This window comes from Nakamurella lactea DSM 19367, assembly GCF_000426645.1.
Taxonomy (GTDB): Bacteria; Actinomycetota; Actinomycetes; order Mycobacteriales; family Nakamurellaceae; genus Nakamurella; species Nakamurella lactea.
This window is the reverse complement of record NZ_AUFT01000006.1, coordinates 32,321-45,585: the sequence shown is the minus strand read 5'-3', so window position 1 is coordinate 45,585 and position 13,265 is coordinate 32,321. Positions and strand designations below refer to the sequence as shown.

Here is a 13,265-nt window from a genome sequence, read left to right as displayed (position 1 = left end):
GATGGTACCGACGGCCGACTCGTTCCTGGCCAGTCGCTCCGGCGCGGCTACAGTCGATGCGTGTCTCCGACTCCAGCCGCGACTCCCGGACGAACCGTCTACCGCGACACTGCCCGCGTGCTGCCGGTCGACCCCGAGGGGCGAGTGCTGCTGATGCACGGGTGGGATCCGGCCAGGCCCGATTACCCGTTCTGGTTCACCATCGGCGGCGGGATCGAGCAGGGCGAGTCATTGGCGGATGCCGCGGTTCGTGAGTTGTTCGAGGAGACGGGCATGCAGGCGGATGCCCTCGCCCTCGGCGAGCCGTTCGCCGCCCATCGGCACCAATTCGGCTGGGGCGGAATGACTCTGGTGCAGCACGAGACCTACTTCGCGCTACCGGCGTCCACCACCGAGGTGTCGTTCGCCGGCATGGAGCAGATCGAACTTGACACTACGGACGGAGCGGATTGGTGGACGCCCGACGCTCTCGACCAGGACGGTTCGGCCGGATTTCCGCAGTTGACCGACTTCATGCGGATGGCGATTCGGGCAACAGCGGCCCGCCTGACGCCAGGAATACCGGATTGCTGATCGCGGCCATGCTGCCGTCGGCGAATCTCATCTCGACCCAGACCAGCGCCGAGTCGGTGACCTCCGCTGCGACCTGCATGTGTTGATCAGTCAGGTCGAAAGTCCAGGTCGCACCGGTGTTGGTGTGGACAGTGAGCAGGCCACCCGGCGCGCCGGCGACCTCGACGGTCAGGGTCGCCGGATGGCTGCCGATTGGCAGGACGTCACCGATTCCGGCGACGAGATTGTCGACCCGGACCGTCAGGGACAGAGCAATTTCGGTGGAGGCGGCGATCCACGAGTGACCCGCCCGCAGTCCGCCGAGCAGTGCACGTGGAGTGCACGATTCGGCCCGGACCACAGTGTGCGGGTGAGCAATCTGACCGGCGAGATGCGCATCGCTGTTGCCGATCGCGGGTCGCCAACGGCCCGCCGAGAATTCGCGAAGGTCGCGCTGCCACCGGGCGAGAGCCGCTTCGTTGTCTGCCTGCCAGGCCAGTTCCGAGTCCCATCGGCCGTTCCACACCTCGACCAGATCGAACTGTTCCAATGGATATTCGCAGGTGCCGCCCGGATACGGCGCGATCGGATGGGCAGCGACGCACAGACCCCCGACGGCGCGCACCGCATCTAGTTCGTCCGAGATTCGACCGTCCGCACTGCCGTACTGCCAATCAATGAGCTGTCCAGGATCCACCCCGAGCGCGAGCCAATGCCCTGCCCGGGTTGTCACCTCCTGGCCCGGGATCACCAGCACATACAAGGATTCCCCTTGCCATTGGCCAGGTGTCGCCAGATTGTGCTCCGTCGCAACAAGGAAATCCAGGCCGCGCTCTCGTGCCGCGTCGATCAGCTCCCCCGGCTCCAATGCCCCGTCCGAGAAGCGGGAGTGCAGGTGGCAGTCACCGCGGTACCAGCGGGTTTGCGTCATTCCTCATCGTGCCTGACGATCCCAGCATTGTCAGGGACCACTGCCGCCGCCAGTGATCTTCCACGAGCCGTCCGCTTGACGGTGCAGAGCGTAGAACCAGGTCACTGGTCCCTCGGGAACGGTTCCGTCAACTGTGCCCTGCGAAAGGTGGAGCGTCACCGCGTAGGTGACGTCGTCTCCGGATACCGCGGGATGGGGCGTTCGGTCGATCGAATCGACCCTGACGTCTCCACAGAGTTCGCCGTTGCCGATGCGGAAGGTCGATGAGCCGAGCTTGGCGGCGGTCTCGCAGTCGTTGTTCTTGAACGCCGTCAGGTATGCATCGAGCACCTGGTCGGGTGAGGCGCCGATCCCGGGCAGTTCGACCGACGACTCGACCGAGCTGTCGACCGCGGCCGACTGGGTGGCCGAAGCAGCGCAGGCCGATGCGGCGCTACCGCACAGCACACCAAGCGCGACCGCCGCGGCGAAGCGCGCGAGTGACTGGCTGACCAGCAACGACATTTGCACAGTGTGGCACCAGCCGACCTGGGAGGCATCGAATCTTCAACATCGACGTGGGCGGGGCACGAGAGTGACCCGATCGGGCCCGAACTTTCCCAAAGTCCCAGGTCGAGCTGCAGCTTTGCAGGAGTTGAGGCCGGATCGGATCGGCCAACGCCTAGGCCCATCTTGGAGACCTGCAGTTGGCTCGCGCCCGCATCGTGACCTGCAATCTATGGGTTGCACAATCCTTCAGTATCTGCAACCATTGGATTGCAGATCCTATGGGAACGGGACCGCTTGCCCCGGCGGCAAGCGGCAGCCGAAACCACAGGTGGTGTCTGCACCGGAGCCACCACCAGCCCGGCAGTGGAACGAGCAACGGAGAGGAAGCATCATGGCAAACATGACCAGCAATCAGCAGTCCGTCGTCGACGAGGACACCTTCACGGTGCGTCGGACGATCCTGATCGAGGCGCCCGTCGAGAAGGTGTGGACGGCCGTCACCGCGCCGGAGCACATCTCGAAGTGGTTCGGTCAGGCCGTATTCAGCGGAACCGCTGCGGGGAGTACCGGAACCCTGACCTGGCCGGGCAATCAGCCCATCCCGGTGCGGATCGAGGCGGTCGACGAGCCGCGGTCGGTCAGCTACCGCTGGGGCAACGACGACGCCGCCGGGCGGCCGCCGGCCGATGTCGACGGTGGTCCGTCAACGGTGTTCACCTTCACCCTCGAGACGGTGCCGGGCGGAACCCGACTCACCGTGGTGGAGACGGGATTCGAAACCACCTCCGACCCGCTGGCCAACCTCGAGAGCCACCGCACCGGCTGGGACGCGGAGCTCGACACGCTGGTCGCGCTGGTCGAGGCGCCCTGATGGCTGTCGGGTCGCTGGTTCCGATGTTCGCAGCCCTCGGTGACGACACCAGATGGCAGATCCTGACTGCCCTTGGCGAGGGCGAGGCCTCGGCGTCCGCCCTTGCCGAGCGGCTACCGGTGACCCGGCAGGCGATCGCGAAACACCTCGCGGTGCTGGCCGAAGTCGGTGTCGTCGAACCGATCCGGGTCGGCCGCGAGGTGCGCTACCGGGTGATCGGCTCTCAGCTCAGCGCCACCGCGAAACGCCTCGACGCGCTCGGCGCGGAATGGGACCGTCGGCTCACCGCGATCAAGGAGATCGCCGAGGGGTTGTAGGCCTACGACCGCCCCGCGCTCGGACAGCGGTTGCGGCGCAACCGATCACGGCGACCCCGCCAAGAACGGTAGCCGCACTGAGGTGCTCGTGCAGCAGCAGTGCCGCCCAGCCGATGCTCAGCACCGGCTGGGCGAGCTGCACCTGGCTCACCTGCGCCATCGGACCGATCGCGAGGCCGCGGTACCAAGCGAAGAAGCCGAGGAACATGCTGATGACGCCGAGGTAGCCGAATGCCGCCCACTCGATCGGGGTGCCGGTCGGCGGCTGCTGCACCATCGAGACACCGGTGAGGACGATCATCAGCGGCGCGGCGATCACCAGCGCCCAGGACACCGTCTGCCAGGCGCCGAGCTCGCGGGCCAGCAAACCGCCCTCGGCGTAACCGATCGCCGCAGCCATCACCGCGCCGAACAGCAGCAGGTCCGAGAACTGCAGTCCACCGATCCCGCCGCCCTGCAGGGCGGCGAACAGCACCGCGGCGATCGCGCCGACGCCCGCCATGATCCAGAACGACGTCGGTGGACGCTCCCGCGATCGCAATACCGCCGTCACCGCGGTCGCCGCCGGCAACAGGGCGATCACCACCGCACCATGGCTGGCCGGCGCGGTGGTGAGCGCGAACGAGGTGAGCACCGGGAAGCCGATCACCACGCCGCCGGCGACGACGCCCAGCCGCACCCATTGGACACCGTGCGGGCGGCGCTGTTTGGTGAGAGTCAGCGCCGCCGCGGCCAGGATGGCCGCCACCACCGCTCGACCGCAGCTGACGAACAGCGGCGACATCGCGCCGCCCTCGACGGCCAGGCGTGTGAACGGCACAGTGAAAGAGAACGCCAGCACGCCGACCAGACCCCAGATCAGACCGGCGGACGCACCCGGTAGCGGTCGCGAGATAGCCAGGGTAGCGCTACTCTGTTCTTTCATGATCGATGGTAGCAGTGCGCGCATCGTCAGCGCTCTCCGGCGATGGATCGCCACGGCGCCGCCCGGCGCCCGCCTGCCGTCGACGCGGACGCTGGTCTCGCAGCATCGCGCGAGCCCGGTCACCGTGCAAAAGGCGCTACGAGATCTGATTTCGCAAGGGCTGGTGGAGACCCGCACCGGAGTCGGCGCTTTCGTCCGAGCAGCTCCGGTCATCCGACCGAACGATTACGGTTGGCAGACCGCCGCTCTCGGCTCGTCGAACATTTCTGCCGCGCGGCCGTCCACCGCGCTGCGCACCGCGCCGAACGACGTCATCGCGCTGCATGCGGGCTATCCGGACCGCGAACTGCTACCCGAGCGTCTCGTGCGCGCCGCGTTCGGTCGGGCCGCCCGCAGCGACGCCACCGTCGGTAGGCCCCCGGCCGGAGGCCTGCCCGACCTGCAGGCGTGGTTCGCCACCGAACTGGGTTCGACGGCCGGCGCCGGTGTTGCCGCGCCGTCGCCGCGAGATGTGGTGATCTTCCCCGGCAGCCAGAGCGCGCTCGGCGCCGCGTTCCGGGCCCTGGTCGGCGTCGATGGGCCGCTACTGGTGGAATCGCCCACCTACTGGGGGGCGATCCTGGCCGCCAAACAGGCAGGGGTGCAGGTGGTGCCGGTGCCCTCCGGGGCCGACGGACCGGACCCGGCCGAGCTGGCCCGCGCCTTCGCCGTCACCGGCGCGCGGGCCTTCTATGCCCAACCGAACTTCGCCAATCCGACCGGGGCGCAGTGGGCGCCAGAGCAGGCGGATCGGGTCCTGGACATCGCCCGCCGAAGTGGCGCATTCGTGATCGAGGACGACTGGGCGCACGACTTCGGCATCTCCGCCGACGCGATACCTCTGGCCGGCCGGGACGACAGCGGACACGTCGTCTATCTCCGGTCGCTGACCAAGAGCGTGTCCGCCGCTGTCAGGGTCGCGGGGCTCATCGCCCGCGGTCCGGCGCGCGACCGCATCCTGGCCAGCGCCGAGGCCGAGTCGATGTACGTCAGCGGTGTGCTGCAGGCGGTGGCCTTGGACGTCGTCAGCCAGCCGGCCTGGCGTACTCACCTTCGCGGGTTACCTCGCCAGCTCGCGGCCCGCCGCGACCTGCTGGTCGACGCTCTTCGCGAGCATGCGCCCAGTGCTCGGCTGGATTCCGTCCCCGGCGGCGGGCTGAATCTGTGGTTGCGACTGCCTGACGCAGTTGAGCTGCCCCGATTCGTTCGGGACTGTGAGGACGCCGGGGTGATCGTCGCGGCCGGTGACGAGTGGTTCCCGACCGAGCCGACCGGCAATTACCTGCGGCTCAACTACTCTGGCCCGAACCCCGGCTCCTTCCCGGAGGCTGCGCGGACTATCGGTCGGCTGCTCGATCGGCATTAGTCCGGTCCGGGTTCTCATCAGGTAGTGCCGAGCGGGACCCGCTGTCCGGGTCCGGCCGGCCACTCTCAGCTTTCGCGAGCCAGGTCGGCCACAGAGGCGGGTCCGCCGTCACACGAGCAGTGTCTCCAGTTCCGGAAGTCGGTCGAACATGTCGGGGAGGCCGCGCACGCCGTCGCGCACGGCCTCGTGCGACAGCGCGAGGTCAGGACCGATGTTCGCCTCCGCACCGGCGAGGCAGCGGAGGATGTTCCACCTCGTGTGCCCCAACCAGCCACCGATCATGAAGACGAACCAGCTCGGACCGGGCGGCGGCAGCGCTCCGCCCCTTGCGACGTAGCCGTCGAGGACCGAGCGGAAGATGGTGGGCTCGATATGGTCGAAGCCGGGCTCCTTCGCGAGGCTCAGCGCAGTTGAGCCGAGTTCACCGGACAGGTCGAGCATTCCTGAGAGCTCCCAGTCGAGCACTACCGGCCGGCCGTGTCGAGCGAGCAGGTTCCACGGCTGGATGTCCTTGTGCGTCAGCACGATCGGGCCTGGCCGCTCGCAAGTATCGACGAAGTCGGCGATCGCCAGGAACGTCTGTACCTGGGAGGCAAGTTCATCGGCCCACGGCTGTCCGGTCGTCGCCGCTCGCCCGGCGAGCACGTGCCAGTCCCGTGGCGTCGGTTCCTCGCTCGACCCGTGGGGCCACTCGACATCGAGCGCGTGGATGCGCGCGAGAATCTCACCGATCTGGAACGCGTAGGCCGCCGACACCGGCGCTTCGGGCACCTTCTCACCCTCGACCCAGCGATGGACGAGCGTGCTGTCGCTGGCCGAGATCGGCTCCGGCATCGGGATGCCGGCGGCGAAGGCCGCCCGCTCGAACCTGAACACGTCCTCGACGTGGTAAGTCAAGCGGCGGTCGACGAGGTTCAACTCCTTCACCGCGAACGACCCCTGGTCGGTGTCGAGTCGGTACATCCGGTTGGCGAACCCGCCGTGCACCCGGATCATCGGCCCGACCGGCACGCCGAGATGCGAAAGATTCACGCAACGCAATCTAGGGCTCGCAGACCATCGATGCACCGGAAATACCTGGGACCGACGCGCGGTCCCGGCCCGCCGGCCCAGGACCCGGCGGGCGTAGACGTCGGTCTGAGGGTCCTCTCGGCGGCACCGTGGAGGGGCTCGAAGATCCCGCCGTCGTGAGCCGTGATCGGGTGGACCTCTACTACCCCAGCTCGTCGCTCGGACGAATAGGCTCGCGTTCATGACCGACGGCGACTGGAGGGATGGCGGGTTCAGGCAGCGTCGGCCCTCCGTGGAGACTCTCGCCTGGGTTGCCGCGTCGATGGGTCGGGGCAGTCGGGTCGTTGGCTTTCGCCGATTGACCGGTGGCGTCTGCTCGGCCGTGAATCGGCTGACGGTGGAGCGACGTGGAATGCGAACGTTCGTCGTACTGCGGCAGTACCCGAGCGGCCTTGGCCTGCAGGGGAGCTTGGAGAAGGAGATCGCCAACCTTGGTGCGGTGGCGGGAAGCGGGCTCCCAGTTCCGAGCATCCTGGCAACTGATGTTGCAGGTGCTGCGACGGGGGGCACGCCATCGTTGCTGATGACACGGTTGCCAGGGCAGGTTGACCTCAACCAGGCAGACCCTCGGTCGTGGATGACGAAGATCGCGGAACTTGCTGCATTGCTGCATTCGCTCGATCTCCCCGCGAAGACACTCAGACCCTGGACGGATTCTTGGATCGCTCCTCTGGACCGGCTTCAGGTGCCGGTCGACGCACAGAACCCGGCTGTGTGGAAGGCCGCGTTTGATGTCATGGCGGCGTCGCCACCAAAGGGCAGTACCGTGTTTCTGCACGGCGATTTCTTGCCTGTCAACCTGCTGTGGTCACGCGGGAGGATCACTGGCCTGACCGACTGGAACGGCGTCGTTCGAGGGGCGCGCGCAGTTGATGTCGGGCACTGTCGGCGATACTTGGCGGCGCTCTACTCACCCGAGTGGACGGAACAGCTCCGGTCACTCTACGAATCGATCACCGGAGTGACTCTCGAGTCGTGGTGGGACCTGTATGCCCTGCTGCATTATGACGATAGCCAGCCGAAGTGGATCCGTGGTCAGGTCGCAGGACGCCGTCCCGTCGATGTGCCCGGCATGACTTCCCGGGTCGAGCTCGCTATCGAGGCAGCGCTGCGGCGCCTCGGGTAACTGTTTGAGGACGACGACCGCGGACTGGAGCGCCTCGCTGAAGGAGCGTGCGTCCTGGAACCGATCTTCCCGGGCCTTTGCCAGGGCCTTCACGAGCACGGAATCGAGCGCGGGGATGGCTGTGTGGGCGTGCGCCGGTTCCTCGTGGACCTGTTGGTAAGCAACGGAAACCGGATATTCACCGACGAAAGGTGGCCGCCCGGTCAGTAACTCGTAGAGCAGACAGGCGGCGGAATACAGGTCACTGCGGGCATCGGCGGTTTCACCACGCACCTGCTCAGGAGAAAGGTACGAGGGAGTGCCGAGAAACTCCCCGGCCACGGTGAGAGTCGCATCTTGACGGCCGCTGGCCCGCGCGATGCCGAAGTCCACGACCTTGACGTCGCCCTCGGGTGTGACCATCACGTTGGCCGGTTTGATGTCGCGATGGACGACACCCGCGCGATGGCTGAACTCCAGTGCCGAAAGGAGCCCCACCAAATACTTGACGGACTTCTCGAGGGTGAGTCCGCCCATCCGCAGGACATCCCGCAACGACCAGCCGGCGACATATTCCATGACAATGAACGGGACACGCAGTTTGCCCGCCGCGCCCAGATCGACCATCTCGGATCCGGTGTCGAGGATCGAGACGATCGCGGGGTGCCTGAGACCGGCCACCGCCTGCCCCTCACGCTGAAATCTGGAGTAGAACGTGGGGTTGCTTGCGAGGTGCTTGTGCAGCACCTTGATGGCAACCCAACGGCCCGAGCGGAGGTCGCGACCGAGGTGGACATCGGCCGTTGCGCCGCGGCCGATGAGCTCGCCCAACTCGTATCGCCTGCTGAGGACTCGATGCGTGGTCATCGACGAAGCTCCCAACGGAAGAGCCGGCCGGCCAGTGCGACGGCGAGCACGACCCAGGCCACGGTGGGGATCAGCAGGGGCAGGGAGTCGGCGAGCGAGACGCCGCCGTCCCACGCGTTCATGACCAGTTCGGTGGCCGCGCCGCCGGGAAGGAGTCGCTTGACGTAGGCGAGATTCTCGGTGCCGGAAATTCCCACCCAGCTCGCCACGGCGATCACCGCCAGACTGACCGGCAGGGTGGTCACCTGGGCATGCTCGGGTGAGTTCGTGAGTCCCGCGGTGGCCAGCGCCAACGCCACCATCATGGCCATCGTCGCCAAGATCGCCACCACCAGCAGCGGGATCTCGGCCGGGCTGGTGGAGACGACACCCAGCACGATCAAGATCGCGACAACTTGGATGAGCGCGATGACGGTGACCGGGAGGACCAGTCCGGTGAGGATGCTCGGGTCGCTCGCAGCGGTGGAGCGCAACCGCTTGAGGAACAGGTCCTGTCGGCGTGCGGCCAGCGTGGTCACCGCTGTGGTGTAGAGCCCGAAGGCCGTCACGCTGAACAGCACGATCGCAGCGACGTAGCCGAGGCTGCCGAGATCGGAGAAGATCTCATGCTGGTAGACGAAGAACCCGCTGACGGCGACCGGGATGATCAGTCCGGTGACCAGAACGAGCCGGTTCCGGAAGATTTGTATCAGCTCACTGCGAGCGATCTCGAACATGACGGTGATTCCTTTCATGGTGAAGCGTCGTGGTTTTCGGTCGGTTCGTGAGTTCAGCCGGCGTCGAGGGCGCGGAACACATCATCGAGGCGGGTCGGGCCGGCTGCCAGTTGCTGCAACTCCACGCCGGTGTCGTGCGCCCAGCCCAGCAACCGGTGGAGATCCTCTTGCAGGTTGAACGTCTCGACGTGGAAGGCACCATTGAGTGCACCCACGATCGGCGGTTCGGGAGCGCCGTCTGGCAGCGCGAAACTGATCACCGACGGCAAGGTCTGCGTCAGCTCGGCGACCGTGCCTTCCCGATGGAGCGTGCCCTCGTGCATGAGCCCGATTCGGTCGGCGCGCTGCTGCGCCTCCTCCAGGTAGTGGGTGGTGAGTACGATCGTAGATCCGTTGTCGCGCAGTCGATCCACGGCGGCCCAGAGCGAATCACGGGACTGGATATCCAGACCCGTTGTCGGCTCGTCCAAGATCACCAGCTCGGGCCCGCCGTAGACGGCCGTGGCAAAGTCCAGGCGACGCTTCTCGCCGCCGGACAATTGGGCGACCCTGGTCCCTGCCTTATGGGTCAACCCGGAGACATCGAGCACCCGGTCAACGTCATCCGTCCGGCCGCTCAACGCGCCGATCAGACCGACGGACTCCCGCACCGTCAGATCCGGCGAGAAACCACTCTCCTGCAACATGATGCCCATTCGGGGCCGGACCGCGCGTCGATCCTGCGGGCGCTCACCGAAGATCCGCACGGTGCCGGAGGCGGCCCGCCGGTGACCCTCAACCACCTCCAGCGTCGACGTTTTACCAGCACCGTTCGTGCCCAGCAACGCATAGAACTCCCCCCGTTCCACCCGGAGCGATAGATCCTTCACAGCCTGGAAATCGCCGTAGGTGACGTTCAAGCGTTCGACATCGACGACGGGAGAGGTGGGCATGGGGAGTTCCTTTCGTGTCAACAAGCGCAGATTCGTTGCCGTGCCATCAGACTCGCGCCGGTGGTGGCGCCCTCGCGTCGGTGAAAGGCACCGATGTCTTCGCCGGTCGACCCGCTCCCCCTGAGTGCCAGGCCATTCGGGTACGCTTCGCATCGGTGAGAGTTACCTAGTCCGGTGCGGACTCTGGGACGGGAGCGAGCCTCGTGAACCTCGTCGGCCGGCGTGCCGAGCGGGAGGCCGTCGAGCAGCTGCTCACCCAGGCACGGGCAGGGACCAGTGGGACCCTGGTGATCCGGGGGGAAGCCGGCATCGGCAAAACCGCTGTGCTGGAGTATGCACGTGAAACCGCTGCCACGTCAGGCTTCCGAGTGGAGAGCTCGGTTGGGGTGGAGGCCGAGTCGCAGTTCGCTTTCGCAGGCCTGCACCAGTTGTGCGCGCCGCTACTGGACCGGATCGGTGCCCTGCCCGGACCCCAGCAGGCCGCCCTCGGCATGGCGTTCGGGCAGCGTGATGGTGCCGCGCCGGACCGGTTCCTGGTCGGGCTGGCGACGCTCAACCTGTTGGCCGAGACCGCCGAGGACGTGCCGCTGCTGTGCCTCATCGACGATGCGCAGTGGCTGGACGAAGCATCGGCGCAGGTCCTGGCCTTCGTGGCGCGACGGGTGTCGGCCGAGCAGGTGGCATTGGTATTCGCGCTACGCGATTCCGCCGTCGGCGGCGATCATCCGTTCGTCGGGTGGCCCGAGCTGCGCCTGGACGGCCTCGGTGAGACTGACGCCCGGACCCTGTTGGCCTCCGCGGTCCGCGCACCGCTCGATGACCGGGTACGTGACCGGATCCTCGCCGAGGCCCGCGGTAATCCCCTGGCGTTGTTGGAACTGCCCCGAAGCGCGCAGCCGGCGCAGTTGGCCGGTGGGTTCGAGTTGCCCAGCACGCTCAGTGTCTCGCGCCGCCTGGAGGAGAGCTTTCGTCGCCGGTCGGCCGACCTGCGGGCCGAGACACAACTGTTGCTCCTGGTAGCCGCGGCCGACCCGACCGGCGACGTGGCGTTGCTGTGGCGCGCGGCCGCTCATCTGGGCATCCTTCGCGAAGCGGCCGCACCAGCAGAGACGGCCGGGTTGCTGGAGATCGACTCCCGGGTGCGCTTTCGTCACCCGCTGGTCCGCTCCGCGGTCTACCGGGCGGCCACCCCGCCGGACCGGCGCCGGGCCCATGCCGCGTTGGCCGTCGCCACCGACCCGCAAGTCGATCCCGACCGGCGTGCCTGGCACCGCGCGCAGGCGGCGCAGGGCACCGACGAAGAAGTCGCCGCCGATCTGGTGCGCTCGGCCTACCGGGCCCGCGCCCGCGGCGGGGTGGCGGCCGCTGCCGCGTTCCTGCAGCACGCAGCCGAGCTGTCTCCGGAGCCCGCCGATCGCGCTGGGCGGGCGCTGGAAGCCGCGCACGCAAAGCACGAAGCCGGCGCGACCGAGTTCGCCCTGGACCTGCTGGCCATCGCCGCCACAGGACCACTGGACGCCCTGCAACGCGCCCGGCTCGAACTGCTGCGCGCCCAGATCGCTTTCAGCCGCATTCGCGGCAGCGAGGTGCCGCGACTACTGCTCAATGCGGCCAGGACCCTCACCCCGCTGAATGCTGAGCTGGCCCGCGACACCTACCTGGATGCCATCGACGCTGCGCTCATCAACGGTGGCCACGACGCCGTCCGCGTTGCCACAGTTGCCCGGGCGGCTCCCGACGCCGCCGTGCCACCACGGCCCTCGGATCAGCTCCTGGACGGCCTCGTGCGGACGTTCACTGCGGGGTACGCCGCAGGGGTGCCGGCGGTCAGAGTCGCTTTGGAGGCGTTCCGCGACGAGGTGGACAAAGGCCGGGCGCTGGAGGGCCGGAGCGACCGCTGGCTGTGGCTGGCCGCTCGCAACGCCGTCGGGATCCTTGATGACGAGCTTGCCCACGTGCTGGCAAGCCGTCACGTACGGCTGGCTCGCGAGACCGGCGCCCTGGGAACCCTGCCCGCTGCCCTGAGCTCCTTGGCCAATGTCTTGATCCTGGCCGGCGAGCTCACTCGCGCCGGAGACCTGGCCGCCGAGTCCACGGCGATCGCTGAGGCCACCGGCGCTGTGCCTCTCAGACACACCCTCGTCGCGCTCGCCGCGTGGCGCGGCGATGAGGTCGGCGTTGCCCAGCTGAACGAAGCCATGCTCTCGGGCCTCGTCGACCCTGATGGCGACACGGAGGTAGACGTGGCCCAGTACGCGATGGCCGTGCTGCACAACGGTTTGGGTAACTACGATCGAGCGCAGAAGGCGGCGAGGCGGGCCTGTGAGACCGATGAGCTGGGGCTTGCCAACATCGGCATGCCGGAGCTCATCGAGGCGGCCATGCGTGCTGGCCACCCGGACATCGCGGCGAGTGCCCTGGAGCAGTTCAGCTCGCGCGCGCTCGCCTGCAATACGTCTTGGGCGCTCGGCCTTGCGGCCCGCTCCCGAGCGCTGACGATCGCGGGGCCACTGGCCGAGGAGAAGTACCGCGAGGCGATCGAGCGGCTGGGCCTCTCCCGGATGACCGGCGAGACTGCCCGCGCGCACCTCGTCTACGGCGAATGGCTGCGCCGCGAGGGCCGCCGCCAGGACGCCCGCGAGCAGCTCCGCACGGCCCACCAGCTGCTGTCGGACATGGGAATGGAGGCGTTTGCCGAACGCGCCGCCCGCGAATTGCGTGCCACCGGCGAGCATCCCCGCAAACGCACTGCCCAGCCGACCGACTGCCTCACCGCCCACGAACTGCATATCGCACGGCTGGTGGCCACCGGGGCGACCTCGCGGGAAGTCGGCGCTCAACTGTTCCTCAGTCCTCGCACGATCGAGGCCCATCTCCGCAGCATCTTCCGCAAGCTGGGCATCACTTCTCGCCGGCAGCTCAGAGAACTGCCCCTTCCCTGATCAGACAGGGTCTGGTTGCGGCGCCGCCGGCAGCAGAAGCCCCGGCCGGCGGGTGCCGAGCGACGGCTCTGATCACGTGGTGCGCCAGGGGGTGTGTAGGTTCACGACCTGCTTGACAACAAACCCCCCATTTCTCGCGGGT

The 13,265-nt window shown here is 67.7% G+C and carries 12 protein-coding genes and 1 pseudogene; 6 read left to right on the top strand and 7 right to left on the bottom strand.

What is annotated here, in order from left to right; translation table 11 throughout:
- The first annotated feature begins 60 nt into the window (after positions 1-60).
- Positions 61-573 (top strand): NUDIX hydrolase, encoded by a 513-nt coding sequence (locus tag K340_RS33910; RefSeq protein WP_051265239.1) that lies wholly within the window; start codon positions 61-63, stop codon positions 571-573.
- Here the strand turns inward: K340_RS33910 and K340_RS27800 are convergent.
- Together K340_RS27800 and K340_RS0105840 are read right to left on the bottom strand one after the other, a co-directional pair.
- Complete coding sequence (locus tag K340_RS27800) at positions 512-1,483, bottom strand: CehA/McbA family metallohydrolase (RefSeq protein ID WP_051265237.1); 972 nt, start codon at positions 1,481-1,483, stop codon at positions 512-514. The two genes, K340_RS33910 and K340_RS27800, sit on opposite strands and share 62 nt — an antisense overlap.
- A 30-nt stretch (positions 1,484-1,513) precedes the next feature.
- Positions 1,514-1,987: a Cif family virulence factor gene (locus tag K340_RS0105840; RefSeq protein ID WP_029136021.1), complete on the bottom strand. Its 474-nt coding sequence runs from the start codon at positions 1,985-1,987 to the stop codon at positions 1,514-1,516.
- 385 nt (positions 1,988-2,372) lie between these two features.
- Between K340_RS0105840 and K340_RS0105835 the strand changes: the two genes are divergently transcribed.
- Together K340_RS0105835 and K340_RS0105830 are read left to right on the top strand one after the other, a co-directional pair.
- Positions 2,373-2,843 carry an SRPBCC family protein gene (locus K340_RS0105835; RefSeq protein ID WP_211229287.1) on the top strand — a complete coding sequence of 157 codons (471 nt, stop codon included), beginning with the start codon at positions 2,373-2,375 and terminating at the stop codon, positions 2,841-2,843.
- Positions 2,843-3,160 carry an ArsR/SmtB family transcription factor gene (locus K340_RS0105830; RefSeq protein WP_029136019.1) on the top strand — a complete coding sequence of 106 codons (318 nt, stop codon included), beginning with the start codon at positions 2,843-2,845 and terminating at the stop codon, positions 3,158-3,160. Before K340_RS0105835 ends, K340_RS0105830 begins: the two co-directional genes overlap by 1 nt.
- Here the strand turns inward: K340_RS0105830 and K340_RS27795 are convergent.
- Positions 3,135-4,085, bottom strand: coding sequence for a DMT family transporter (locus K340_RS27795; protein ID WP_037363049.1), 951 nt, complete (start codon positions 4,083-4,085; stop codon positions 3,135-3,137). The two genes, K340_RS0105830 and K340_RS27795, sit on opposite strands and share 26 nt — an antisense overlap.
- Here K340_RS27795 and K340_RS0105820 point away from each other — a divergent pair.
- Entirely contained in the window at positions 4,084-5,490 is a 1,407-nt protein-coding gene (locus K340_RS0105820; RefSeq protein WP_029136018.1) for an aminotransferase-like domain-containing protein, read from the top strand. The two genes, K340_RS27795 and K340_RS0105820, sit on opposite strands and share 2 nt — an antisense overlap.
- A gap of 108 nt (positions 5,491-5,598) precedes the next feature.
- On the opposite strand, the gene K340_RS0105815 is transcribed toward K340_RS0105820, so the two are convergent.
- Positions 5,599-6,501 (bottom strand): phosphotransferase family protein, encoded by a 903-nt coding sequence (locus tag K340_RS0105815; RefSeq protein WP_211229286.1) that lies wholly within the window; start codon positions 6,499-6,501, stop codon positions 5,599-5,601.
- 241 nt (positions 6,502-6,742) lie between these two features.
- Between K340_RS0105815 and K340_RS37455 the strand changes: the two are divergent.
- Positions 6,743-7,450 (top strand): annotated as a pseudogene (locus tag K340_RS37455) (phosphotransferase family protein); the annotation flags it as partial.
- Between the two features lie 48 nt (positions 7,451-7,498).
- Here the strand turns inward: K340_RS37455 and K340_RS27790 are convergent.
- From K340_RS27790 to K340_RS0105800, 3 genes are read right to left on the bottom strand one after another with little or no spacing between them, the layout of a single operon-like run.
- The gene (locus tag K340_RS27790) at positions 7,499-8,533 is read right to left on the bottom strand and encodes a protein kinase domain-containing protein (protein ID WP_051265236.1); all 1,035 of its coding nucleotides are present in this window, start codon (positions 8,531-8,533) and stop codon (positions 7,499-7,501) included.
- Positions 8,530-9,249 carry an ABC transporter permease gene (locus K340_RS0105805; RefSeq protein ID WP_029136016.1) on the bottom strand — a complete coding sequence of 240 codons (720 nt, stop codon included), beginning with the start codon at positions 9,247-9,249 and terminating at the stop codon, positions 8,530-8,532. The genes K340_RS27790 and K340_RS0105805 overlap by 4 nt, the downstream gene beginning before the upstream one ends.
- 53 nt (positions 9,250-9,302) lie before the next feature.
- The gene (locus tag K340_RS0105800; RefSeq protein ID WP_029136015.1) at positions 9,303-10,181 is read right to left on the bottom strand and encodes an ABC transporter ATP-binding protein; all 879 of its coding nucleotides are present in this window, start codon (positions 10,179-10,181) and stop codon (positions 9,303-9,305) included.
- Between the two features lie 203 nt (positions 10,182-10,384).
- Between K340_RS0105800 and K340_RS0105795 the strand changes: the two genes are divergently transcribed.
- Positions 10,385-13,123, top strand: a complete 2,739-nt coding sequence (locus tag K340_RS0105795; RefSeq protein ID WP_029136014.1) for an ATP-binding protein — start codon at positions 10,385-10,387, stop codon at positions 13,121-13,123.
- Positions 13,124-13,265: the final 142 nt, after the last annotated feature.